Genomic DNA, 24,350 nt, shown 5'->3' with positions numbered 1-24,350 from the left:
GTCTTTTTATCTGTAGGACTTTGCAACGCAGGTTATCAGTTACTGCGCATCGAGTTGCTTGCCACGGGTTTCCGGCAAGCTCAACGCCGCGATAATCACCACGCCGTAGGACACCGCCGCAAAGGCGCCGATGCCTACGCTCAACGGTACTTTCTGGCTAAGCAGACCGATCAGCAGCGGAAACAATGCCGCCAGCGCCCGACCGATGTTGTAGCAAAAGCCCTGCCCCGAACCGCGAATCCGCGTGGGGAACAGCTCAGTGAGAAACGCGCCCATGCCGCTGAAAATCCCCGAGGCGAAGAAACCCAACGGGAAACCCAGCCACAACATCACGCCGTTGCTCACCGGCAGTTGTGTGTAGAGCAGAACGATGGTGAACGAGCCGACTGCGAACAGGATGAAATTCTTTTTGCGGCCGAGCAGATCGGTCAGATAGGCGCTGATCACGTAGCCGACGTAAGAGCCGACGATCACCATCGCCAGATAGCCGCCGGTGCCGAGTACGCTCAAGCCGCGTTCGTTCTTGAGGAAGGTCGGCAGCCACGAAGTGATGGCGTAATAACCGCCCAACGCACCGGTGGTCAGCAACGAAGCACGGAATGTGGTGAAGAGCATGCCGGGGGCGAAGATCTCGTAGAACTTCGATGGGTTTTCTGGCGTTTGCTGTGCCTTGGCCTCGCGATAAATCTCCGGATCCTTGACCAGTCGACGGACGAAAATCACGAAAATCGCCGGCACAATGCCGAGAATGAACAGCGCGCGCCAGGCATCTTCCGGCGGCAACACGGAAAACAGCAACGCATACAGAATCGCCGTCAGCCCCCAGCCCAGCGCCCAACCGGATTGCACCATGCCTACTGCTTTGCCACGGTCCTTGGCGCGGATCACCTCGCCGATCAGCACCGCACCAGCGGTCCACTCGCCGCCAAAACCGAAACCCATCAAGGTGCGGGCGATCAGCAATTGTTCGTAGTTTTGCGCAAAGCCGCAGAGGAAGGTGAAGAAGGCAAACCACAGCACGGTGAGTTGCAACGTGCGCACGCGACCGATGCGGTCGGAGAGAATCCCGGCGACCCAGCCGCCAATGGCCGATGCGATCAACGTGCTGGTGTGAATCAGCCCCGCTTCACCGGTGGTGATGCCCCACATCGCGATCAGCGTCGGCACGACGAAACTGAGCATCTGCGTGTCCATGCCGTCCAGACCGTAGCCGATCTTGCAGCTCCAGAACGTACGACGCTCCTGCTGGTTGATGTTGCGATACCAGTCGAACGGCCCCGGACGCGCCGTTGCCTTGGGTACTTCTAGGGTGTCGGGAGCACGCATGGCTTATCTCCGCAGGTTTTTTATTGGTCTTGTTCGTAGCCCCGACGACGCCTATCGTGGGGACCGGATGCGTCGATTTTTCGTCGCGCGGCCCTGCTGCGTCCAACGAATAAAAACCCGCCTTAGCCATAAGAAAAATTTGTCACCCGAGCCTTGCCCATGAACCTGAAGTTTCTCGAGACCTTTGTCTGGGTCGCCCGACTGAAGAGTTTTCGCCTGACCGCTGACAAGCTGTTCACCACCCAGGCGTCGATTTCCAGCCGCATTGCGGTGCTGGAAGGCGAGTTGGGGGTGAAGCTGTTTTTACGCGATTCGCGCGGTGTCAGCCTGACGCCCGAAGGTCTGAAAGTGCTGGAATATGCCGAGCAGATGCTCGACACCATGTCGGCGCTCAAGCAGTCGATCGAGACTCGCTCAAGCAAGGTCGGCCGCGTGCGTATCGGCGTGATGGACACGGTGATCCACACCTGGCTCAGCCCTTTGGTCGCGCAGATGACCGACCTGTATCCACGGGTAGAAATCGAGTTGGTGGCGGATACCTCGCTGAACCTCTGCGATCAGCTGCAAAAAGGCTTTCTCGACATCGTTCTACAAACCGATCTGGTACGCCATGAAAGTGTGCGCAGTCTGGAGCTGGCCAGTCATCCGCTGGGCTGGATTGTCGCCAGTAATTCGATCTACAACCGCGACTATGCTGACCTCGCCGAACTGGCGCAGGAACGCATCATCACCTACTCGAAAAACTCCCGGCCGCATCAGGACCTGCTGGCGTTGATGCAGGCGAACGGCGTGCTGGCGCCGCGGTTGAATTGCGTGAATTCAGTGTCGGCGATCACGCGGTTGTTGCGCGATGGGTTTGGGATTGGTGTGCTGCCGCCGGTGCTGGTGGCTGAGGAATTGGCGCGAGGGGAACTGACGTTGTTGGCCATTGATCAGCGGCCACCGAATTTGCAGGTGGTGGTGTCGTGGCGGGTCGGCGTGGAATGGGTCGAAGAGATTGTGACGTTGTGTCAGCAGGTGTTGGCAGGGTATGCGATCAAGGTGGGCACTGACTACATCGCCCTGACACCATGATCGTTCCCACGCTCTGCGTGGGAATGCAGCCCGGGACGCTCCGCGTCCCTTCCAAGCCGAACGCGGAGCGTCCGTTGAGGCATTCCCACGCGGAGCGTGGGAATGATCATCAAAGGCCGCGCACGTCGCGGTCTTCGATCGGCCGGCTCTGGCGCAGGCGTCGGCCACCGAGAACAACCCAATCGATCAAGCGGAACAGGCATTCAATGCCGAACGACAGCAACAACGCGCCGCTCATGCCCCAGATCATCGCTTCCGGGGTCAACAAAATCTGGTAGCTGTAACCGTTCCAGGTTTCCTTGCGGATATCCGGATCGGCGGCCAGCACCACTTGCAGGAAACGGATGTACCACGGGCCTTGCATCGCCTGGAACTGCTTGTCCAACGCAACCTGACGCATGAGCAACGTGTTCAGACTGTCAGCATCACTGCGAAATATCGGATCTTCACTGGCGCGATAATGCGCAACCAGCGCCTGCATATCGCCCTTGAAAAACTGCTCGGCAGTGCCCTGAAAACCGCGCAGACCGGTCTGTGCTTCGATCAGGTGCGCCTCGACGCGTTTGGCGTAATCGTTGATGAAACCCGGCACCTGGACACCGATCAACAGGCCCGCCGCAAACAACACCAGCCGTACATAACTGAGCAACATGGGGTGCAATCCTTATTCGGTCTTGCCTTGGCTGACGCATTCGCCGCGTCGCCACAGGCTCCATTGGCCCGGTTCGTAGCGGGTCCAGGTTTCGTTTTCGGTCAAAGGCTCGGTGGCGATCACCGTGACCACGTCGTTGGGCGTGGTTTCCGCCTGGAAATCGACGATGACATCGACATCCTTCAGGCGTGCCGGGCCGAACGGGGCGCGACGGGTGATCTGTGCGAGTTTGGTCGAGCAATAGCAGAACAGCCAGTCGCCATCGCTGAGCAGACAGTTGAACACGCCTTTGCTGCGGTACTCAGCGCAGGCGGCGACCAGATCCGGCAGCAATTCTTCTATATCGACCGGCTCCGGAAATGCTGCACGCACGCGATTAAGCAAATCGCAGAACGCCGCCTCACTGTCGGTATCGCCGACCGGGCGGTAGAAGCTTTTGATCGGGGTGAAATCAGCGAGCTGGCCGTTGTGCGCAAAGCACCAGTTGCGGCCCCACAGTTCACGGACGAACGGGTGGGTGTTGGACAGGCAGACCTTGCCGACGTTGGCTTGGCGGATGTGGCCGATGACCACTTCGCTCTTGATCGGATAGCGCTGCACCAGATTGGCGACTTCCGACTCGCAACTCGCCGCCGGGTCCTGAAACAGACGCAAACCACGGCCTTCATAGAAGGCGATGCCCCAGCCGTCGCGGTGCGGGCCGGTGCGACCGCCGCGCTGCATCAGACCGGTGAAGCTGAACACGATATCGGTCGGCACGTTGGCACTCATGCCCAGTAATTCACACATGTGCGGACTCTCGGGTTACAGGCGCGGCTCGACCCGCATGCGCTGCGGATTGTTCGGGACCGGTGGGCGCCCGTAGCGGTCGTCACCGGCACCGCCAAACGGTTGATCGTCATCGCGATCATCGGCGCGGGCGGCGGCTTTCGCGGCTTCAGCCTGTTCGCGGCGCGCGCGGGAGGCGCGTTCGATCGGGAAGCGGATCAGCACGAAAATCAGGTAGATGCCGAAAGCGATCATGCCGTACATGAACAGATCGGAAACTGCACGCCAGGCGTTGTTGCCGACCTTGAAGGCCAGATCCAGCGCAGTAATGGCGATGGCCGGCGCGACCTTTTCCTTGACCGGGTCAATGATGGTCGGGCTGAACAGCAACACTGCCATCAACACACGCAGCGGTTCGCGCAACCAGCGCCACATCCAGGTGGTCAGGCGCATCCATACCAACAGGCAGCCCACGGCGGCAAAGGCGTAGAGGCCCCAGGCGATCAGATAGTCGTTCTCGGTCATGGTGTCCATGGCAAGGCAGGCAAAGAGGCGCTTATAGTAACGACTTTTCGCCCGTCCGGCTTGTCCCAATAGACACACGACCTGTGGGAGCGAGCCTGCTCGCGAATACGGACTGTCAGTTGAAACTTTGGTGTCTGACCCACCGCATTCGCGAGCAGGCTCGCTCCCACAGGGGAATGCGGCGGTTTCAAGCGCTGCGAAAAACCTTATTCCGAATATTGTCCGAGAGCCTTCCATGCCCCAATCCGCCAACGTCATCAGTGCCCCGATCGCCCGCAAGGCTGCCGGTGCCGACCCGTATGCCTGGCTGCAGGAGCGCGACACCGACGCGGTGCTCGATTATCTCAAGGCCGAAAACGCTTATCAGGAAACGCAAACCGCCGATCAGGCTCAATTGCGTGAAACCCTGTTCGAAGAAATCAAGGGCCGGATCCTCGAAACCGACCTGTCCCTGCCCTCGCCGTGGGGCCCGTATCTGTATTACACGCGCACCACAGCGGGCGACGAGTACGCCCGGCATTACCGTTGCCCGCGCCCGGCAGATGACAGCCTGACCCTTGATGAGAGCCGCGAACAACTGCTGCTTGATCCGAATGTGCTGGCCAACGGCGGGTTCTTTTCGCTGGGCGCGTTCAGCATCAGCCCGGACCACCAGCGTCTGGCCTACAGCGTCGACGCCTCGGGCGATGAGATTTACACGCTGTTCGTCAAGGAACTGGCCAACGACAAGGTCAGCGAACTGGAATTCGAAGACTGCGACGGCAGCATGACCTGGGCCAACGACAGCCTGACGCTGTTTTTCGGCGTACTCGACGACACCCATCGCCCGCACAAATTGTTCCGTTATCGCCTCGACGGCACTGCGGCCGAAGAAGTGTTCAACGAGCCGGACGGGCGTTTCTTCCTGCATTGCTACCGTTCCAGTTCCGAGCAGCAATTACTGCTGTCGCTGGGCAGCAAGACCACCAGTGAAGTCTGGGTGCTCGACGCCAATCAGCCGCACCTGCCGTTCACCTGCCTGGCGCCACGGGTCGAAGATCATGAATACGATGTCGATCACGGCCTGCTCGACGGCGTGTGGACATGGTTTATCCGCACCAACCGTGACGGCATCAACTACGCCCTGTATCAAGCCCCGGACACCGGCACCGCGCCGACCGAGGCCGACTGGCAAAACCTGATTCCCCACAGCGACACGGTGATGCTCGATGGCGTCAGCCTCAACACCGAGGCCATGACCCTGAGCCTGCGCGAAGGCGGGCTGCCGATCATCGAAGTTCACCCACACGGTCTGACGCCTTATCGCGTGCAATTGCCGGACGCGGCCTACAGCCTCTACGTGCAAAACAGTCTGGAGTTCGAGAGCGACCGCATTCGTCTGCGCTACGAGGCGTTGAACCGTCCGGCACAGGTTCGCCAACTGATCCTCGCCAGCGGCGAACAAGCGGTGTTGAAAGAAACCCCGGTGCTTGGCCCGTTCGACGCAGACGCTTACGTCAGCCAGCGTCTGTGGGCCACTGCGCCAGACGGTACGCAAGTGCCGATCAGCTTGGTGATGAAGTGTGAAATGGTCGGCCAAGCGGTGCCGCTGTATCTCTACGGATATGGCGCTTACGGTTCGAGCCTGGATCCGTGGTTCTCCCATGCGCGCCTGAGCCTTTTGGATCGCGGTATGGCCTTTGCCATCGCCCATGTGCGCGGCGGCGGTGAATTGGGCGAAGCCTGGTATCGCGCCGGCAAGCAGGAACACAAGCACAACACCTTCAGCGACTTCATTGCCTGCGCCGAATTTCTGATCCTCAACGGCATTACCGCCGCCGATAAGCTGGCCATCAGCGGCGGCAGCGCCGGTGGCTTGTTGATCGGTGCGGTGCTCAACCAGCGCCCGGATCTGTTCGGTGTGGCGATTGCAGAAGTGCCGTTCGTCGACGTGCTCAACACCATGCTCGACCCGGACCTGCCGCTGACCGTCACCGAATATGACGAATGGGGCAATCCTGAAGAGCCGGAGGTTTACGAACGGATCAAGGCTTATGCGCCGTACGAAAACGTCAGCGCGCAGCATTATCCTGCGACGCTGGTGATCGCCGGCTACAACGACAGCCGCGTGCAATATTGGGAAGCGGCCAAGTGGGTGGCGAAATTGCGCGCCACCAAGACCGACGACAATGTGCTGCTGCTCAAGACTGAACTGGGCGCCGGGCATGGCGGGATGAGCGGGCGTTATCAGGGATTACGTGACGTAGCGCTCGAATACGCATTTGTTTTCAAGGTTTTGGGCCTGGCCTGAGGAACTCCGTCGGTCACTTGGGTCTTAATTGCAGACCCAAGAGGCCGATACTCCACAGATCCCTTTGTGGGAGCGAGCCTGCTCGCGAATGCGACCTGTCATGCACATCGTCGGTGACTGACACTACGCTTTCGCGAGCAGGCTCGCTCCCACAAGGGCGGTGTACCGCCTTGAAAATGTAAAAACAAAAAGACCGTGACGACATGTCAGAACCGACCTTCCTGAACAACGAAATCCGCGACTGGCTGATGGACTGCGGCCTGTTCGATCAATTGCAGTTGGCCGACTTTGCGGCCGCTTCCGGCTATTTCAGCATCAGCACTGTGGCTGAAGGCGAGGCGATTTTCCGTGAGGGCGATGCCGGCAGTTTCATGTGCATCCTCCACACTGGCCAGGTCGCCGTGCAGAAAACCGGGCCCGATGGCCAGGTCATCACCATGGCCACCCTGCGCAGTGGGCGGGCGTTCGGCGAAATGGCCGTGCTCGACGGCGAACGGCGTTCAGCCACCTGCATCGCTGCGAGCAATTGCCAACTGTTGAACCTGGGCAAGGATTCGCTGGAAAAAATGCTCAACGATGCGCCGAAGATCGCCGCGAAGATCATCCGCGCCCTCGCCGTCTCGCTGTCGAAACGCCTGCGCATGGCCGACGGTCAATTGGCGGCGCAGCAGGTTTAACCGCCGGGAGATTTAGCCTTGGTGCCGCTCGGTTCGATGCCCGGCACCGGTTGATCCTTGCTCGGCGGGTTGGGCATTTCGATCGGCACCAGCGGCGGGCTGCCACTGCCGGCGCCGGACTTGGGAATGTTGATCGGCGTGATCTGCGGGTACGGCGTCGGTGTCGCAGTGCCGGGCGAGCCGGGTTGTGGCGTCGGGCTGACCGGAATGGCCTGTTGTGCCTGCACGGCAGTAATCGAGAGCGCGGCCAGGGTAATGACCGTTAGAATGGTGCGCTTCATCAAGGGCTCCGTTTGGCCTTAGTCTGTGCTCAGGCTACTCCCAACGGGCCTGCTTGCCTTCCCCCTTGTAGAGATTTCCATGAAACGTTTCGTTCTGCTCGACACCACCCCGATCCCTGAAAGCGGCGGTGCCCTGTGCCTGTTCGAGTATGGCGAAGATTTCGTCATCAAGATCCAGGGCGGCGACGGCGGGCAATTGATGAACACGCGCATGCACGGCTCCGAAGATGCGCTGGCGGAAATTCCTTGCCGCAAGGTCGCTGGGCGGCCTGATTCGCGGGTGCTGATCGGCGGTCTGGGCATGGGTTTCACCCTCGCCTCGGCACTCAAGCATCTGGGCAAAAGTGCCGAAGTGGTGGTCGCGGAACTGGTGCCCGGTGTGGTCGAGTGGAACCGTGGCCCGCTCGGGGAAAAGTCCGGCCGCCCGCTGCTCGATCCGCGCACGGTGATCCGTCAGGAAGACGTGGCCAAGGTCCTGCAAAGTGAGCCGAACGGCTTCGACGCGATCATGCTTGACGTCGACAACGGCCCCGAAGGCCTGACCCAGAAGGCCAACAGCTGGCTGTATTCCGCCGCTGGTCTGAATGCCTGCGCCAAAGCCCTGCGCCCCAAAGGCGTGCTGGCCGTGTGGTCGGCCAGTGCCGATCGGCAGTTTTCCGACAAATTGAAGAAGGCCGGTTTCAAGGCCGAAGAAGTTCAGGTCTTCGCCCATGGCAACAAGGGCACGCGCCACACGATCTGGATTGCCGAGAAGCTCAAGGGCTGAGCTAAACTCTGCGCATAACCGTCATTAGTCTTTTACAAAGGTGAACCCATGAGTTCGTCCACCCCAACCAATACGTCGAAGCTGGATCGCATCCTCGCCGACAATCAGCGCGACAAGGAAATGGGCTACCGCGACAAAGCCCTGAAGATGTACCCGCACGTCTGTGGCCGCTGCACCCGTGAGTTTTCCGGCAAGCGCCTGAGCGAACTGACCGTGCACCACCGCGACCACAACCACGACAACAACCCGCAGGACGGCTCGAACTGGGAATTGTTGTGCCTGTATTGCCACGACAACGAACACTCGCGGTATACCGATCAGCAGTACTTCAGCGAAGGCTCGCTGAGCACACCGAAGATTGCCAAGGCTACGCACAACCCGTTTGCTGCCCTCGCCGGGTTGATGAAGAAAGAAGACTGAAGATCTTCAGTGCCTGAACTGGCCCATTCGCGAGCAGGCTCGCTCCCACAAAGGTTTGGTGTACGACGCCGATCAAATGTGGGAGCGAGCCTGCTCGCGAAGGCGGCCGGCCAAACACCACAGATCTCGAATCTGCCCGCCCTCTCCCAATCCCCGTATAATCTCGCTCTTTTTCCCGAAGGCACCCCGCTCGTGGCAGACAAACGGTATAGCTGCATTGGTTTGTATAACCCCAAATCACCGGAGAACGTCGGTTCGGTGATGCGCGCCGCAGGTTGCTATGGCGTGGCGTCGGTGTTCTACACCGGCAAGCGTTATGAACGCGCCGCCGACTTCGTCACCGACACCAAACGCGTGCACTACGACATCCCGCTGATCGGCATCGACGATCTGAAAAAAATCCTCCCGCTCAACTGCGTGCCAGTCGCCGTGGAACTGGTCGAGGGCGCCCGCCCGCTGCCGGAATACACGCATCCGGATCGCGCGCTGTATATCTTCGGTCCCGAAGACGGCTCGCTGGATAAAGAGATCCGTGACTGGTGCGAAGACGTCGTGTACATCCCGACCACCGGTTGCATGAACCTCGCCGCGACGGTCAACGTTGTGCTTTACGACCGCATGGCCAAGGGCTTGAACACCCGCTCCGGGCCGAAATTCCGCTAAAGCGTCGCACATTTGATGGAACGAGCTGACCGCTCAGGCAGTCAGCTTGTTATCCATTACTCATTGCCTGGAGAAAGATCATGACCGAGCTCAAACGTGTCGAACGTATCGAATCCACCCCGTTCCAGAGCCGTTCCGAACAGAATGTCGAAGGCTGGGAGCGCATCGGCTCGCTTGCTGGCGGCGTGATCATGGTCGGCAAAGGCCTGCGCCGTGGCGGTGTGTTTGGTTTGATTCAGGTGGCGATTGGCGGCGTGGCCATGGCGCGCGGGATTACCGGACACAGTTCGGTGAAAAGCCTGTTTGAGAAAAGTCGTCAGGACATGAACAACGTGCGGGCGAAGATCGAGCGGGCCGGCGAAGAACTGAGCAAGCTCAAGGCCAATGCCGAGGCGGCGACCAGCACCGCCACCGTGACCGGCAATGATTCGGTGAAATCGCCGAAAGCCGGGGTTTGATCCAAGAGTTGCGGTGGAGCTAATCGCCCCTTCGCGAGCAAGCTCGCTCCCCCAGTTGAAATGCATTCCCCTGTGGGAGCGAGCTTGCTCGCGAAAGCGGTGTCACTGAAGTAACGCGGTATCAAGAACCGTGGAGGACTCGCCCAGAACACTCTCGGCCAGTTGCACAAACGCCTTGGTACTCACCGTCCCCAAATGCATCGCCCCACGCAACACATCATCCAGCGAACGCTTGTTGCGTGTCTTCAAACGAATCTCGCCATCCAGCTCCTGCAGCACCAGCACCGCTTTCGAAACCTGTGCCGGGCTGATCTGTTCGCCGCGCAACGTCGTGACTTTCTGGCTGTCCCTGGCCAGTTTCGCCTGTAACGCCTGATAACGCTCATCGCTCATGCCACCCGCGCGGCGCACCAGTTCGATCGCGTAATACTCGGCAAAGCCTTCACTGATCCAGTCGCTACGCTGCTCGTCGTTGATGCGCCCGAACACTTGGGCCAACTCCCGCACCAAAGCGCTGCTGCCGCTCTCGCTGACCAGCGGCAATCGCGTATTCACGAAGATCGATTCATGTGCGCCGAGGCTGCCGCGCCACATCGGGTCGTTGGCGCCGACAATCAACAACTTGGTCGGATGGCGCGGATAGACGGCTTGCACCTGCGGCCAGACGAATGTCAGCAAGGTCAGCACGTCCATCCTGCGCATGCCCTGCCCTTGCGGCGAGGCCACGGTGACTTCGGTTTCGCCCAAACGTGTGCGGCGGCTGCCGAGGTGGCCGGCGAGCATCCAGCCGGTCGGGCGGTCGAACAGGCGTGACGGGTTGTCGATGCGGAATTTGTTCTTGCCGATGCGGGGCCACGCGGTTTCGATACTCTTCCAGCCCTCGGGCAGTTCGAATTGCAGGCGTGAGACCAGTTCGGTGCCGTCCTGCTGATCAAGTTTGGCCGGCGGCACCAACTCATCACCCCGCATCAGCGCCCAGTTCGCGGTCATGCGTGTATCGAAGCTGCCGTTCTTGCGACCATGGCTGATGCGCACGCGGTAGATGAGACTGGATTGGTCACTGGCTGGCCGCCAGACGCCGCGTGCATTTTTGCCCGGGGTCAGCAGCCATTGGCCGTCGGCCTTGAAATCGGAGTAATGGCTGCCATCGCCAAGGTCGAAATCGAGACTGCGCACCACCTCGCCTTTGGCCAGGGTCAGGCGCACTTCGGCCTGATCGCTTTGCGGCAACAAGCGCACGTGATAATCCAGATCGACTTTCTTCGCCGCCCATGCCGGCGCGCTCAGCGCCAGCAGCGCAATCATCAACGCTCGCGACAATCCGACAGCCATACGCACTCCTTGGTAAAGCTTGAATCAGCAGGTATTCAGCCCGCGCGGAAAATCAGGTGATCTTCCCAGTCGTCCTCCGCCACGCTGCCTTCGGCAAGCATTCGCCCGGACTGGGAAATCCGCTCGTGGTGCACCGCGTCGCGATCGCCGCAGACCAGGTGATGCCACAACGGCAGGTCCTTGCCTTCGCTGACCAGGCGATAACCGCAGGTCGGCGGCAGCCATTTGAACTCTTCGGCCTGGCCCGGGGTGAGCTGGATGCAATCCGGGACAAACTTGAGGCGGTTCGGATAATCGCTGCACTGGCAGGTTTTCAGGTCCAGCAGTTTGCAGGCGATGCGCGTGTAATAAACGCTGTTGTCTTCCTCATCCTCGAGTTTTTGCAGGCAGCACAGGCCACAGCCGTCGCACAGCGATTCCCATTCCTCGTGATCCAGTTGATCGAGGGTTTTGCGTATCCAGAACGGTTCGACTTTGGCGGCCATGGCTCGAGCATCAACATCAGGTGGTGAAAAGGCCGCCAGTCTAGTGCCCCCGGCCTTGGGGGCCAAGCGCTGGCGACTGTCGGTAAATCACGCTTGTCAGCCTGAGCGCCGCCAAGTAGGGTTTTGCCTCGAATTCATTACTCAAACGTAGCAAGGAAACTCTCGATGAGTGCCAACCCTCGCGTTGCCGATTACGCCATTCACCCGCAATTCACCGATCGCTGGTCGCCGCGCGCCTTCACCGGCGAAGCGATTGCGGAAGAAACCCTGCTGAGCTTCTTCGAAGCCGCGCGCTGGGCGCCTTCGGCGTACAACTCGCAGCCGTGGCGTTTCCTGTATGCGCGTCGCGATACGCCAAACTGGGAGCGTTATCTGGGCCTGTTGAATGAGTTCAACCGCAGCTGGGCGCAGCACGCGTCGGCGCTGGTGATCGTGATTTCGAAAACCACCTTCACCGCACCGGGTGCCAGCGAAGAGACGCCAGCGCTGTGGCACACCTTCGACACCGGTTCGGCGTGGGGCCATCTGGCGCTGCAAGCGAGCATCAGCGGCTGGCACACCCACGGCATGGCCGGTTTCGATCAGGAACTGACGCGCAAGGAGCTGAACATTCCTGAGAGTTATGCGCTGCATGCGGCCGTGGCCGTTGGCAAACTGGGTGACAAGGCAACGCTGGCTGAATATCTGCAAGCCCGTGAGGAGCCGAGCCCGCGCCGTCCACTGAACGAACTGGCGGCGGAAGGCGACTTCACCCTCTAAGCCACACCGCAAATGATCGTTCCCACGCTCCGCGTGGGAATGACTCAAGGGACGCTCCGCGTTCCAGTGGGACGCAGAGCGTCCCCGGCTGCGTTCCCACGCGGAGCGTGGGAACGATCTGAAGCAACGAGATCAATACCCGCGGTTGAAATCCACTTCCCCGCGCAACGCTTCGCTCGCCTGATACGCCTTCAGGTTCTCGACAAACAACTGCACCATCAACGCCGGCGAAGTCGGTGCCGAGCTGTGCCCGGTCAGCAGCAAGCCCCACGCGGTCCAGAACGGATGCCGTTGCGGCAACGGCTCCTGACGGCAAACGTCGATCACTGCCCCCGCCAGATGCCCTTCTTTCAGCGCTTCGACCAGATCAGCGTCGACCACCGCGACACCGCGCCCGGCGTTGATAAACAACCCCGTCGGCTTGAATTGCTTGAACAGCGCCGCATCGTAGATATCGTGGGTGTGCTCGGTGTTCGGCAGCAGATTGACCACGTAATCCACCTCGGCCACCAGGCGTGGCAGATCGGCCATCGAACCGACCTCGACAAACGGTGCCTGCTCACGGGCGCTGCTGGCGATGCCGTACAACTCGATGCCGAACGGCAGCAGGAACTGCGCCACGCTCTGACCGATGTCGCCAGTGCCGACGATCAGCACTTTGCGTCCGACCAGACTCTGGCCGCTGCGATTGTCCCACTTGCGTTCGACCTGGCTGACCAGTCGCGCCAGCACTTCGCGCTCATGGCCGAGGATGTACGTCAGCACGTACTCGGCCATCACCTGACCAAAAATCCCCACCGCCCGGGTCAAACGATAATCGCGGCGCAAGCCGTCAGCGAGCAACGGCGTGATGCCGGCCCAGGTCGATTGCAGCCATTGTGGTTGATGGCCCTGACGCAACAGGGTCGCCAGCAAATCCGGCTGACCCAGCCACACCGGGCAATCGGCGGCCTGACGGGCCAGTTCGGCGGAATCGCCGCTGGTCAGTACTTCAAGCTCGGGCGCTGCCTGACGCAGCAGCCGGGCGTATATCGCGTGGTCGTGTTCAGCAATCAGAACGCGCATCTTCAAACCTTTCGCAAACCGTGCAGACGGCCGCCGGAGTTCAGACGGCCATCGCGGTAAAAACAGTTCCAGGGTTAACCGAGGCCCAGAACAGGGCCTCGCAGATCAGACCGGGTCGTTGCGTCGCAGCAACTCTTCGGGCAAGTGCTCGATGTACTCGTCCTCGGCCGGCGGCATCTGCAGGTGGTAGCCCTGCTTGTCGAGGTTTTCCAACACCACGACGATGTCCTCGCTGGCCAGTTTGCGCTCGGGCGTCAACACCAGACTGAAGGCAAATATGGCTTTGCCGAAAGCCGCCATCAGGCCCTCGGGCACGCGTTCCAGCTCATCGCTCTTGAGCACATAGAGATACATGCCCTTGCGCTTCGAGCTTTGGTAAATAGAGCAAATACGTTTCAAGGCTGTTCTCCGGCGGTGGCCAGGCTGTCGAGCAGCTTCTGGCCCATGAGTTCGCGGCGCCAGCCACGCAACGACTCAGGCAATTGGTAAGGACCCTCCGGGAAACCGCTTTTGACCAGGGCTTCGAGGGTTTTCTTGCGCAGCATCAGTTCCGGGGCGATGCCCAGACGCTCGGCCTCAGCCTGGCCCAATGCGCGCAGTTGTTTGATCAACGCAGCGGCTTCGATCGGCAAGGGCTCCGCTACGGCGGGCGGCCATTGATCAGGCCCCACACTGCCAGAGCGTTTGATCAGATCAAGCAGAAATTGGCCGTCCTGACGCACGGTACGCGGGTGCATGTCTTCGATCTTGCCCAGCGCCGCAAGGTTGTCCGGTTGCGTGCGGGCCAACGGCCACAGCGAATGCTCACGAACGATGCGATTGCGCGGCAGATCGCGAGCGCGGGCTTCTTTTTCCCGCCAGGCGCACAGCTCACGCAGTACCGCCAGTTGCGCACGCGAGAGTTTCCACGCCAGTTTGGCTTCGCGGTAAACCTCGTAAGGGTCGGTTTCGCGGCGCAGGTTGGCGACCAGTTCGGCACCGTCCTCCAGCACCCAGGCAAACTTGTCGTCAGACAATTTCGGCCGCAGTTGTACGAATACTTCCGCCAGATGCACAGCATCTTCAGCGGCGTAGCTGATTTGCGTCTCGGACAACGGGCGCTGCAACCAGTCGGAACGGGTTTCGCCTTTCGGCAGTTCGATACCCAGCACTTCCTGCACCAGCCGCGAATAGCCCATCGAGAAACCGAGGTTCAGGTAAGCGGCGGCCAGTTGCGTGTCGAACATTGGCGCCGGCAGGCTGCCGGTCAGGCGCAACAGCACTTCGAGGTCTTCGCTGCAGGCGTGCAGGACTTTCAGCACCGCCGGGTTTTCCAGCAGCGCGGCCAGCGGTTGCCAGGCGTTGATGGTCAGCGGATCGATCAGGTAGGCGCGTTTGCCGTCGCCCACCTGCAGCAGGCCGGCAATCGGGTAGAAGGTGTCGACCCGCATGAATTCGGTGTCGAGGGCAACGAACGGCAGCTGCTGCCACTCGGCGCAAAACTGCGCGAGGCTTTCGTTGTCGCGAATCCAGTGAATATCGATGGCCACACGGCTCTCCCTTGAAGAATGGCGCGCAGTATATATCGCCACTGGCGATTTACGCGCCTGCGAAGGGCAAGAGCTGTAACGAAATGTCCTGCCAAAGGACAAGAATAGTCTTACAGAGGAAGCCGAAATGCTCTCATTCGGCAGCATCTACGGCGGACGGGGTTCAGTCTTTGGCCAGGACGCCGTCGATCACCGCGCCACGGCAACCGGCAAACATGTCCAGATCAGGCTGATAGACCTTGCTCTTGACCTCCAGCAGGCCAAGCATCGAGTGGAACAGATTGTCCTGGCTTAACGGTTTATCGCGACTCATCTGCAGACAATGCGTGTCGACCGAATAGGCTTTCTGATAGTTGTCGGAGAACCACGCCAGCATCGCTACATGCTTTTGTTGTTCAGGCGCGAGCATGTAAGGCGTGCCGTGCAGGAACAGGTTGTACTCGCCCAGCGACTCGCCGTGGTCCGACAGATACAACATGGCGGTATCGACTTTGTCCTGATTGCTGCGCAACACATCGATCAGGCTCGCCAACACATGGTCGGTATACACCAGCGTGTTGTCGTAACCGTTGACGATACTTTCGCGGCTGCAATTGTTCAGCGCGTTACTTTCGCAAACCGGGGTGAAGTGCTCGTATTGCTTCGGATACCGCTTGAAGTATTCCGGGCCGTGACTGCCCATCTGGTGCAGGACCAGCACGGTGTCCTTGTCCAAATGATCGATAAAGCTTTGCAGGCCTTGCAGGAGGATTTCGTCACGGCATTCGCTGTTGGCGCACAACGCCGGATCTTTCAGGTTGCTGACATCCTGCAAGGTGACCCGATCGCAGGTGCCTTTGCAGCCGGACTGGTTGTCGCGCCAAATCACGTCGATACCGGCACGCTTGAGTACGTCGAGCAGGCCTTCTTCATTCTTCGCTTTGCTCGCGTCGTAATCCTTGCGCCCCATGTTGGAGAACATGCACGGCACTGATACGGCGGTTTCAGTGCCGCACGAGTGTACGTCGGTAAAGGCGATCAGCCCGGCTTCCTTGTCCAGTTTCGGCGTGGTGTCGCGGTCATAACCGAGGATGCCGAAGTTCTCCGCCCGCGCACTTTCACCGACGACCAGTACCGTCAGGGATTTACGCGGTTGAAGTTTCACCTGCGGATTACGCTCGGCGTCCTCACCGATCTTGACGAACGGTTGTTGCGCCGAAACCACTTGCTCCCGCAGGTAACCGGCCGATGCGCCGATGTAGTTGCTGGGCACCAACATCAGGCGAATTTCGTGATGGTTGCGAAACAGTGAGGAAAGGCCTTGATAGTTAGCCAGGGCCACGCCGCCAATTACCGCTGCCGAGGCGACACTGACAATAACCTTACTGAACAACTCACGGTGCCAGCGACGATAATTAATCGGCAACTTCCACAACAACCAGGAGGGCAAGACACCGAGCAGCAGAATATAAGCAAACAACTTCAACGAGAGCAGATCACGCACTTCCGTTGCATTGGTTTCGGCAAAGTTACGAAACATGCCGGCATCGATCATGACGCCATATTGACCCATGAAGTAAGCCACACCGGCGCTGATCAGAAATATCAGCATCAACAACGGTTTGAGCAACGGGCGAAAAGCCAGAAGCGTCAGCACTATGTTGAATGCCGCCAGAATCATCACCCCGAAAGCCACGCGCATGGCGATGCCCTTGCTATCGGCGGCAGTGATCTCGAACAGGTGCTGCCAGAGGACAAGATTGCAGCCGATTAAAAGAAAGGCGCTGGCAACCAACGTCACCCATTCCGGGCGCACGGCTTTTAACTTCAACATAGAAAGGGTAATTCCTGAAAAGAAGCGCCCCGGGCGCTGATGAAAAATTCATTTGTGAAAATTTCATCAACTAAGGCATGACAAACTTTAAGCAGGCAACCATCAATTTTTTGTGAAAAAGACGCCAACGATTAGTTGGCTTTTGGCAATACGCCGAAACTTGCGATGTATTTGAGAATGGTTCAGGTTTTATTCAGTAAAAAGAACTCGGCTGCCCATTGTGGGAGCGAGCCTGCTCGCGAAGAGGCCGGCACATCCAATATTTTCGGTGGCAGAAAGTCCGCTTTCGCGAGCAGGCTCGCTCCCACCGAGGGTGGCGGGTTATCGAGTTTTTAAATACTGCTGTGGATTTTCTGGTTTGCCCGGCGCAAGCGGTTCCGCGCCTAATCGTCGGCCCCGCTCAAAGGTCTGATGATGGAAAATCTCCGCGCCACCGCTCGCCCTGCTGTCTGGTTGATGCTCGCCATCATGCTTGTCGCGATCAATTTGCGTCCGTCGATGGCGGCGGTCGGCCCCTTACTCTCGGCGATTCGCGGCGACATCCCGCTGAGCTTCAGTGTCGCTTCACTGCTGACCATGCTGCCGGTGATGGCAATGGGGCTGGCGATGTTCTTCGGTCTGGGTATCAGTCAGCGGCTGGGCGAACAACGAACGGTGCTCCTGTCATTGTTGATCATTGGTCTGGCGACGGTGTCGCGGCTGTTTATCGAATCGGCAGCCGAACTGATCGCCAGCGCCGTGCTGGCCGGCATCGGTATTGCACTGATTCAGGCGTTGATGCCGGCACTGATCAAATCGCGCTTCGCGGATAACGTCGCACTGTGCATGGGCCTGTACGTCACCTCGATCATGGGCGGCGCGGCGATCGCAGCTTCGTTTGCACCACTGGTGATGATGCAAACCGGCGGCTGGCGCGCCGGTTTGGCCATCTGGGTGATCCTGGCATTCCTGGCGCTTGTGTTTTGGTTGGCGCAAAGCAGCCCGCAGTGCTCCAAGGTGGCGGCGACAACCGGAAAGGATTCGTTCTTCACCAATTCCCGCGCTTGGTTACTGGCGATCTTCTTTGGTTTGGGCACAGCGTCCTACACCTGTGTTCTCGCTTGGCTCGCGCCGTACTACGTGGAAAAAGGCTGGAGTGAACAAAACGCCGGGCTGCTGTTGGGTTTTCTGACAGCGATGGAGGTGATTTCCGGCTTGGTGGTTCCTGCTATCGCCAATCGCAGCCGGGATCGCCGCGTGATTCTGATGGCGCTGCTGACGCTGATCATCGCCGGGTTTTGCGGCCTGATCCTCAGCCCGCAACAATTCAGCCTGCTGTGGCCGTGCCTCTTGGGTTTGGGTATTGGCGGTTTGTTTCCGATGAGCCTGATCGTCTCGCTCGATCACCTCGACAATCCGCAACGCGCCGGTGCCCTGACCGCTTTCGTGCAGGGCATTGGCTACTTGATCGCCGGCCTTTCGCCGCTATTGGCTGGAGTGATCCGCGACCAACTCGGCAGCTTCGAGTGGGCCTGGTGGTCGCTGACGGCTGTAATGGCGGTGATGTTGCTGATGGTGTGGCGCTTCAATCCTCGACATTACGCTCGACACTTTCCCGCATCTAGCTAGAGGCCTCTGGCCATCTTTGTGCGGTTTAATTGTTAACGTCGTATTACTAAAACTTTCTGTCCCACAACTGACCGTGAAATGTCCTACAGGGGTTTCTCCTGGCACCATCGTTCCGCTAGGATCGTTCGCACACGTTTGCGCGGATTCAGCGCAAGGAGCACAGCGAGACAGTACGGATGCTGAACAGTAACTTGCTTCGAAAGCTCGATATGCAGGATCTCATGGTGTTTGTCGCCGTTTATGAGCAGAGCAGCGTCACCGATGTGTCAGAAACCCTGTTCGTCAGTCAGTCCACCGTCAGTTACTGTTTGAAAAAACTGCGCACCAGTTTCGAAGACGAACTGTTTATCAACACCCGCACCGGCATGCGTCCGACCTACAAGGCCAGCACCATGTACGGCCATGTGCAGAAAATCCTCGAAAGCATCAACCTCTGCCACGCCGGCGCCCCCACGTTCGATCCGACCCGGCAAGCCGTCACCTTCAACATCTGCGCGCCGGAATACTTCGAGCAACTGATTCTGCCGCGCCTGCTGAAGCGTTTCGATTTCGATGATTTGCCTGTGATGGTCAACATGCACAAGTTCGAGACCGACGTCCCGGCGGATGAACTGCGCGACGGCAGCCTCGATCTGGTGATCAGCTTCGGCCCCAACTTCCATCGCCACCACACCGATCTGAAATCACGGATGCTGCTGGAGGATGATCTGGTCTGCGTCTTCGACAAACGTGCCACGCCACTGGAACCGCGCCTGAGCCTGCAGGCCTTTACCGAACGCCGACATGTGTTCCCGACGCCGTGGACGTCGACCACCAACATGGTCGATGGCTGGCTGGCGCGGCAAGCGCAGAAGCGCCAGATCGTCGCGCGCTCGAACAGTTACAGCGCGGCACTGAAAATGATCACCGGGACCGACTTCATCCTCACCCTGCCCCGCCGTATCCAGCGCTTGCTGACCAACGAGGCGGTGTTCAATCACTGCGAGGCGCCGAACGGCTTGCCGGGCTTCACCCTCGACATGCAGTGGAGCCAGAGCGTTGATCAGGACAGCGCCAACCTGTGGTTGCGCGAGCAGGTAGTCAAGGTGTGCAGCGAACTCGAAGTGGCTTGAGTCCTACACGCCAATGGCAGTTTTGCTATAGGACTCGCGATCCATGTCGACCAGTTCGACGCACAACTGTACTTCGACGCCGGCCGGCCATTCGCACAGATCCTGCAACACCGCCAACAGGCTTTGGGACAACTGCTTCTTGATTTCAGGCGAACGTCCGCTGAGCAGCGCCAGCTTCACATATACGAACGCGCGTTCAGCCATGGCGGTGCCGACCTTGAAGGTCTCGACTTTCACCGCACGGCTCTTGATATCGAACTCCGCCGCAAACTGACCGGAGCCCACCAGTGTGTTGTTGAGGCGGATCAACGCGACGTCGGCGTTTAACTGCGGCAGGTTGGCGGTGTATTCCATGTGCAGGTGTGGCATTGCAGGTCCCCAGTCAGTTGGCAGAAAGGTCGTACATATAGCACAGCTCTGTCCTACCCTCCCGGGGACTTTCCAATGTGGGAGCGAGCTTGCTCGCGAATGCGGTCGTTCAGCGACACTTCAGGTGCCTGATGCACCGCTTTCGCGAGCAAGCTCGCTCCCACACGGTATGTGATGTTCATCAGGATGCATTCAGCGGCCGTTCACTCATGAACTGCTCGAGCCTGGAACGCAACCAGCGCTCGGCAGGATCACTGTCCACATGGCTGAGCCAGACCATCGACAGATCCAGCGTCGGCGTTTTGAACGGGAACGGCTCCTTGAACAGTAATCCGGAGGTGGCCATGGCCGCCGCGGTGTAGTCCGGCAGGCTGGCAATCAGATCAGTGCCGGCCAGCAGCGCCGGCAGGGCGCTGTATTGCGGCACCGACAGCACCACCTGACGAGTGCGACCGAGCTCCGCCAGCCACTCGTCCGCGAAACCACTGACATTGGCCGTGTGCGAAACCAACACGTGCGGGCGCGCGCAATATTCATCCAGCGTCAGCGGCGTATCGCTCGCGTCGGCGCGCAGAATGCTCGGCTGGATGTGCCGCAGCAGTTTGCGCTTGGCATTGGCCGGCAGCCCTCGGGTCTGGCTGATGCCGACCGTGATGTCGCCCGCCGCGAGCAAGTCGGGGATCCGCCAGTAATCGACGTGTTGCACCACGAACACCACATTCGGCGCTTCCTGACGCAACGCACGCAACAGCGGCGGCAGCAGACCGAACTCGACGTCATCGGACAGGCCAATGCGGAAAGTCATGGTGCTGACGGCCGGGTCGAAGTCGCGGGTCAGGCTCAGTGCGACCGACAGTGAATCCAGCGCAGGCTTGAGATGGCGGAAAATATCTTCGGCACGGGCCGTCGGTTCCATGCGATGGCCGACGCGGATAAACAGCGGGTCGTTGAGCATCGTACGCAGACGATTGAGTGCCGAACTGATGGTCGGCTGGCCGAGGAACAGCTTCTCGGCCGCCCGGGTCACGTTGCGTTCGAGCATCAAGGTCTCGAACACCACCATCAGGTTGATGTCGGCCTTGCGAAGTTCATTGCGGTTCATCCATTGCCCCCTGCCCCCCGGAATACCGGCAGTGTAGAAAGGCCTTGGGGCTGACGTCCATCAACCTTTGCACCACTGAGCGAAGCCTTAGCGAACGGTCAGCGATTTCAGCCCCAACCCCATCACTCGCGCATCATCGTTCAAGCCCAGATTTCGTGGGCTGGTGGCGTCGGGTAAATGCACCTTGATATTCAAAACCCGGCCATCGTCCAGTGTTGCCCGCACGGCCGCGTCGAGCGGGATTACCAGCAGATTGCCCTCAACCTGCGTCAACCGCGTCGACAAGGCCTCAACGCCATTGATGCTGACGATGACCCGCTGGGTCAACTTGGGCGGCATGACGAAAGCCAGAACGTCGATCACAATCGAAGAAGCCTGTGGCGCTACCCGCAGTGCAATTTCCGCGTCATGCCCCTCACTCCAGGTACCCCAGGTTTCCGGAGCGGCCCAACCTTTGACCAACTGCCGGGTCTTGCGGTTGAACACTTGCACCCGTCCTGGCTGGCTCAAGGGAACAACTGACATCGAGCGACCCTCATCAACCATCGCCAAACATTGATCGCAGCGTTTCCAGCCTGGTGCCAGTACGACAAAGTCGTCGACTCTGGTCAGCAGATCGGTATCGCTGTGAACATTCTCGATAGCCAGGTCCAGCGCATCATCGTCGAGGATGTACAGCGTATCGGCCTCGTACTGCCCCGAATTCAGCCGGCGTTGCGCCTCCCGCTGGGCGATGTCAAGCGCCTTGGGGCTCATGCGCCCCATATAAACAGCATCGGTATTCATGCCATGAACGGCAGCAAAATCGGCAATGACTCGCCACTGGTCCGACTGGTTTTTGGGGATCAACGCACGGATGTTCTTGTAGTGCGCCGCCGCGCTGCTCCAGAACGGATCGTGCATGGGGCTTGCCCAGGTCGAAGTTGGCGCAACCGTCTTTGCCGCTCTCAAGCCCGACCAGGCCATGCGGGTATCGACGACTTGTGCCGTCAGCGCCACTGCCAACAGCGCCATGGCGATCTGCGGACGATAGCCACGCACCACCAGAAACGTAATCAGCAAAACGATGGCGTAGAAGACAGGCCAGAACATACGGCCCGAGGCGCGGAAGATGCTTGCCAGCCCCTCGATCGTCTTCGGTAGCGGATAACTGAACGTCTGTGCGCCCAGACCCATTTGATTGGACAACGCAAACAGGCTCAGCCCGACCATCGCCAACAGTAGCCATGGCCAACGACTCAGCAGCGCGTTTACGCGAGTTTTGCCTCGGCATATGGAGAAAACCGCCAGAGGCACCAGCAGCAGGACACCGAGACCCAAATAGTTGAACCCCTCGTAATCCCCGCCGCCCTTGGCGAAGCCTGGCAAAACGAATGACCATCCTTCAGCGTCAATCAGCGATAGCAGATTCATCCGATACCAGCCGAAACCGCCACCTCCCGCTCCGTCGACAATGCTGAAATAACCCGCCTGCCAGCAACACACGCTGACCACGGCAAACAGGCTGCCAAATTCGATCAGCCCCTGACGACGGGTCAAATTGCCGGTCATGACTTTGCCAAAAAGATCGGCAATCCAGAGCAAAGCCACCATGACCAGCAGGTAGGCATGCACCAGCGCCGTGGCGGCAAGCAACACGCCCCATGCCCACCGTCGCCGGGCAAGCGCCGGATGGAGGGCCAGATAGAGGGCAGCAAGGATGAGAAAGTGTCCGGCAAGGGAAAGATGCCCGCCGGTGCGCAAAAACATCGGCGGCGAAAACACCAACAAACCGGCCCCCAACAAACGCAGCACCGGGTTGTCGGTAATCAGGCCGAGCAGTTTCCAGGCAAACCAGGCCTGCAAAACAAAACAGGCCAGCAGCCACAAGCCGAAATACTGGAATGTTTCCGGCAGCCAGCCATTAAAAGGTTTGAACAACAGGGCCATTAGTGGATTGGAGTCGGAAAAAATGATCGCACTGCCCAGCTCCAGCCCATAGGACGGGTTGAGTCCGAGCGGAAAAGTCCACGGCGAATGGCGGAAATACACCCAACCCAGATAATGCGTCGCCGGATCACCGTCCTTAAGCCAGGCGATGTTTTGCGGATCCAGCGCTTGCGGTCCGACCACCAGGAAAAACGCCAGTACACCCAACAATATTGGCAGCAGCGCGAGGGTTGGGTGCTTGCTCGACTCCCTCATCGGTATGTCCAGAAGTTATGCAGCACAAAGGTGAATGCCGGGATCGTCAGCGCCACCGCACCGATGCCCAGCAAATAGTGGAGCCCCGCCATTTGCGCAGCCCAGGCGACGAACATCGCCAGCCAAAACCCACAGACCGAAACCAGCAGAAACCGCAGCAGGGTTCGGCCATGCAATCGGGCCGAGAAGCTCCAGGTGGTATTGATCACATACGACACTAGCGTCGCCACGGCAAAAGCCACGCCGTTGGCGAGGGGCGGTAGCGGACTGATGAAGTTGATGAATAAAACCGCGACCAGTGCATGTAGGGCCGTGACGAACAATCCGGTCACGGCGAAACGCAAACCGCGCTGGATCAGCGTTGATTTCCCGGCTGGGGTCACGGTTTTTGCGCCAGTACAAAAACGCTCAAACCCGCCAGACGGTTCATGCCCATCAGCGGTAGCTCCAAGCTGCAAAGCGTCTTGAGCAGCGTGTTCACCAGCGGATGATGGCGCTTGAGCTGCGAACGCGCAGGCCGGGCTTGCGCGCTCTGCGGTAACAAGCGCAACGCCGCCGCAATCGGAAACACCGCGCCGAAATAATAGGCCCCACGCTGCACCGTCAAACCGGCATCGTGCGCCAGTGTTTCGAACTGCGCCAACGTATAGCGGCGCTTGTGCTCGAGAAAATCATCGTGTCCGCTCCACAGAAACTGGAACGCAGGCACTGTCATCAGGAATCGGCTACCGGACGGCACTTTATCGACATACATCTTGAGCAAGCCGAGGTCGTCGTCAACATGCTCCAGCACGTCCATCAACAACACTAGGTCGGCATCGATCGTTTCGATCCCTCGACGGTAGTGCACCGGTTTGCCGGCGGTGGTCGCACTGGAATCGGCGGGGTAGCTGATGTCCACGCACCACGCTTCTCGTGCATCGGTATGCGTCAGCAAATGATGGGAGAAAAACCCCGAGCCGGCGCCGACATCGAGGATCCGTGTGATCGGCGCCTCACCGAGCAACCGCGTGGTGGCCGAGGCTTTCGAGCAGTAGTACCAATGCTCGTTGATGCTGTCGCCGAGGATGTCGGTTTCCTTGAGATCCATAT

General features: G+C 59.5%; 26 protein-coding genes. 10 read left to right on the top strand and 16 right to left on the bottom strand.

Going from position 1 to position 24,350, the window contains the following annotated elements:
• Positions 1–39 precede the first annotated feature (39 nt).
• Positions 40–1,326 carry an MFS transporter gene (locus ACZZ0G_RS19290; RefSeq protein ID WP_463557180.1) on the bottom strand — a complete coding sequence of 429 codons (1,287 nt, stop codon included), beginning with the start codon at positions 1,324–1,326 and terminating at the stop codon, positions 40–42.
• 159 nt (positions 1,327–1,485) lie between these two features.
• Here ACZZ0G_RS19290 and ACZZ0G_RS19285 point away from each other — a divergent pair, with 159 nt between their 5' ends.
• Positions 1,486–2,400: a LysR family transcriptional regulator gene (locus tag ACZZ0G_RS19285; RefSeq protein ID WP_463557179.1), complete on the top strand. Its 915-nt coding sequence runs from the start codon at positions 1,486–1,488 to the stop codon at positions 2,398–2,400.
• Between the two features lie 109 nt (positions 2,401–2,509).
• Here the strand turns inward: ACZZ0G_RS19285 and ACZZ0G_RS19280 are convergent, their stop codons facing one another.
• Genes ACZZ0G_RS19280 through ACZZ0G_RS19270 form a run of 3 tightly spaced genes read right to left on the bottom strand, consistent with a single transcriptional unit; the run spans position 2,510 to position 4,354 of the window.
• On the bottom strand, positions 2,510–3,052 hold the full coding sequence (locus tag ACZZ0G_RS19280) for a DUF2937 family protein (protein WP_463557178.1): 543 nt from the start codon (positions 3,050–3,052) through the stop codon (positions 2,510–2,512).
• 12 nt (positions 3,053–3,064) lie between these two features.
• Positions 3,065–3,841, bottom strand: a complete 777-nt coding sequence (locus ACZZ0G_RS19275; protein WP_007911322.1) for a class II glutamine amidotransferase — start codon at positions 3,839–3,841, stop codon at positions 3,065–3,067.
• A gap of 15 nt (positions 3,842–3,856) precedes the next feature.
• Positions 3,857–4,354, bottom strand: coding sequence for an MFS transporter (locus ACZZ0G_RS19270; protein ID WP_463557177.1), 498 nt, complete (start codon positions 4,352–4,354; stop codon positions 3,857–3,859).
• A gap of 226 nt (positions 4,355–4,580) precedes the next feature.
• On the opposite strand from ACZZ0G_RS19270, the gene ACZZ0G_RS19265 reads away from it, so the two are divergent.
• Positions 4,581–6,635 (top strand): S9 family peptidase, encoded by a 2,055-nt coding sequence (locus ACZZ0G_RS19265; protein ID WP_463557176.1) that lies wholly within the window; start codon positions 4,581–4,583, stop codon positions 6,633–6,635.
• A 203-nt stretch (positions 6,636–6,838) separates the two neighbouring features.
• Positions 6,839–7,312: a Crp/Fnr family transcriptional regulator gene (locus tag ACZZ0G_RS19260; protein ID WP_008085900.1), complete on the top strand. Its 474-nt coding sequence runs from the start codon at positions 6,839–6,841 to the stop codon at positions 7,310–7,312.
• Here the strand turns inward: ACZZ0G_RS19260 and ACZZ0G_RS19255 are convergent.
• Entirely contained in the window at positions 7,309–7,593 is a 285-nt protein-coding gene (locus ACZZ0G_RS19255) for a hypothetical protein (RefSeq protein WP_463557175.1), read from the bottom strand. The genes ACZZ0G_RS19260 and ACZZ0G_RS19255 overlap by 4 nt on opposite strands.
• A 79-nt stretch (positions 7,594–7,672) precedes the next feature.
• On the opposite strand from ACZZ0G_RS19255, the gene ACZZ0G_RS19250 reads away from it, so the two are divergent.
• The 4 genes from ACZZ0G_RS19250 to ACZZ0G_RS19235 all read left to right on the top strand — a co-directional run bounded on the left by ACZZ0G_RS19250 (position 7,673) and on the right by ACZZ0G_RS19235 (position 9,900).
• A complete protein-coding gene (locus tag ACZZ0G_RS19250; protein ID WP_258450151.1) occupies positions 7,673–8,359 on the top strand; it encodes a spermidine synthase in 687 nt (228 codons plus the stop codon).
• Between the two features lie 48 nt (positions 8,360–8,407).
• A complete protein-coding gene (locus tag ACZZ0G_RS19245; RefSeq protein ID WP_007911336.1) occupies positions 8,408–8,779 on the top strand; it encodes a YajD family HNH nuclease in 372 nt (123 codons plus the stop codon).
• 192 nt (positions 8,780–8,971) lie between these two features.
• Positions 8,972–9,442: an RNA methyltransferase gene (locus ACZZ0G_RS19240; RefSeq protein ID WP_007911337.1), complete on the top strand. Its 471-nt coding sequence runs from the start codon at positions 8,972–8,974 to the stop codon at positions 9,440–9,442.
• An 80-nt stretch (positions 9,443–9,522) separates the two neighbouring features.
• Positions 9,523–9,900, top strand: a complete 378-nt coding sequence (locus tag ACZZ0G_RS19235; protein WP_095049253.1) for a YgaP family membrane protein — start codon at positions 9,523–9,525, stop codon at positions 9,898–9,900.
• A gap of 102 nt (positions 9,901–10,002) precedes the next feature.
• Here ACZZ0G_RS19235 and ACZZ0G_RS19230 read toward each other — a convergent pair whose 3' ends face one another.
• Both ACZZ0G_RS19230 and ACZZ0G_RS19225 read right to left on the bottom strand, forming a co-directional pair.
• Positions 10,003–11,232 carry a hypothetical protein gene (locus ACZZ0G_RS19230; RefSeq protein ID WP_463557174.1) on the bottom strand — a complete coding sequence of 410 codons (1,230 nt, stop codon included), beginning with the start codon at positions 11,230–11,232 and terminating at the stop codon, positions 10,003–10,005.
• Between the two features lie 35 nt (positions 11,233–11,267).
• Positions 11,268–11,717 (bottom strand): YcgN family cysteine cluster protein, encoded by a 450-nt coding sequence (locus ACZZ0G_RS19225; protein WP_463557173.1) that lies wholly within the window; start codon positions 11,715–11,717, stop codon positions 11,268–11,270.
• A 165-nt stretch (positions 11,718–11,882) separates the two neighbouring features.
• On the opposite strand from ACZZ0G_RS19225, the gene ACZZ0G_RS19220 reads away from it, so the two are divergent.
• Positions 11,883–12,476, top strand: a complete 594-nt coding sequence (locus ACZZ0G_RS19220) for a nitroreductase family protein (RefSeq protein WP_463557172.1) — start codon at positions 11,883–11,885, stop codon at positions 12,474–12,476.
• Positions 12,477–12,608: 132 nt separating this feature from the next.
• Here ACZZ0G_RS19220 and ACZZ0G_RS19215 read toward each other — a convergent pair whose 3' ends face one another.
• From ACZZ0G_RS19215 to ACZZ0G_RS19200, 4 genes are all read right to left on the bottom strand, one after another.
• Entirely contained in the window at positions 12,609–13,541 is a 933-nt protein-coding gene (locus ACZZ0G_RS19215; RefSeq protein ID WP_463557171.1) for a D-2-hydroxyacid dehydrogenase, read from the bottom strand.
• Between the two features lie 105 nt (positions 13,542–13,646).
• Positions 13,647–13,940 (bottom strand): YcgL domain-containing protein, encoded by a 294-nt coding sequence (locus ACZZ0G_RS19210; protein WP_064119667.1) that lies wholly within the window; start codon positions 13,938–13,940, stop codon positions 13,647–13,649.
• Positions 13,937–15,070: a ribonuclease D gene (gene rnd / locus ACZZ0G_RS19205; RefSeq protein ID WP_463557170.1), complete on the bottom strand. Its 1,134-nt coding sequence runs from the start codon at positions 15,068–15,070 to the stop codon at positions 13,937–13,939. Before rnd ends, ACZZ0G_RS19210 begins: the two co-directional genes overlap by 4 nt.
• Before the next feature lie 163 nt (positions 15,071–15,233).
• Complete coding sequence (locus ACZZ0G_RS19200) at positions 15,234–16,883, bottom strand: phosphoethanolamine transferase (protein ID WP_463557169.1); 1,650 nt, start codon at positions 16,881–16,883, stop codon at positions 15,234–15,236.
• 414 nt (positions 16,884–17,297) lie between these two features.
• Between ACZZ0G_RS19200 and ACZZ0G_RS19195 the strand changes: the two genes are divergently transcribed.
• Complete coding sequence (locus tag ACZZ0G_RS19195) at positions 17,298–18,491, top strand: cyanate transporter (RefSeq protein ID WP_463557168.1); 1,194 nt, start codon at positions 17,298–17,300, stop codon at positions 18,489–18,491.
• A 176-nt stretch (positions 18,492–18,667) separates the two neighbouring features.
• The gene (locus ACZZ0G_RS19190) at positions 18,668–19,603 is read left to right on the top strand and encodes a LysR family transcriptional regulator (protein WP_463557167.1); all 936 of its coding nucleotides are present in this window, start codon (positions 18,668–18,670) and stop codon (positions 19,601–19,603) included.
• 3 nt (positions 19,604–19,606) lie between these two features.
• Here ACZZ0G_RS19190 and ACZZ0G_RS19185 read toward each other — a convergent pair whose 3' ends face one another.
• The 5 genes from ACZZ0G_RS19185 to ACZZ0G_RS19165 all read right to left on the bottom strand — a co-directional run bounded on the left by ACZZ0G_RS19185 (position 19,607) and on the right by ACZZ0G_RS19165 (position 24,348).
• Positions 19,607–19,972: a 5-carboxymethyl-2-hydroxymuconate Delta-isomerase gene (locus ACZZ0G_RS19185; protein ID WP_463557166.1), complete on the bottom strand. Its 366-nt coding sequence runs from the start codon at positions 19,970–19,972 to the stop codon at positions 19,607–19,609.
• Between the two features lie 181 nt (positions 19,973–20,153).
• Entirely contained in the window at positions 20,154–21,074 is a 921-nt protein-coding gene (locus ACZZ0G_RS19180; protein WP_414871183.1) for a LysR substrate-binding domain-containing protein, read from the bottom strand.
• A gap of 87 nt (positions 21,075–21,161) precedes the next feature.
• Positions 21,162–23,258: a DUF6311 domain-containing protein gene (locus ACZZ0G_RS19175; RefSeq protein ID WP_463557165.1), complete on the bottom strand. Its 2,097-nt coding sequence runs from the start codon at positions 23,256–23,258 to the stop codon at positions 21,162–21,164.
• Positions 23,255–23,641, bottom strand: coding sequence for a GtrA family protein (locus ACZZ0G_RS19170; protein ID WP_463557164.1), 387 nt, complete (start codon positions 23,639–23,641; stop codon positions 23,255–23,257). The genes ACZZ0G_RS19175 and ACZZ0G_RS19170 overlap by 4 nt, the downstream gene beginning before the upstream one ends.
• The gene (locus tag ACZZ0G_RS19165; RefSeq protein ID WP_463557163.1) at positions 23,638–24,348 is read right to left on the bottom strand and encodes a class I SAM-dependent methyltransferase; all 711 of its coding nucleotides are present in this window, start codon (positions 24,346–24,348) and stop codon (positions 23,638–23,640) included. Before ACZZ0G_RS19165 ends, ACZZ0G_RS19170 begins: the two co-directional genes overlap by 4 nt.
• Between the last annotated feature and the right edge of the window lie 2 nt (positions 24,349–24,350).

The sequence above is a fragment of the Pseudomonas sp. AC169 genome (genome assembly GCF_979258515.1).
The sequence above is the reverse complement of the archived record's forward strand: the minus strand, read 5'-3'. Positions and strand labels throughout refer to the sequence as shown.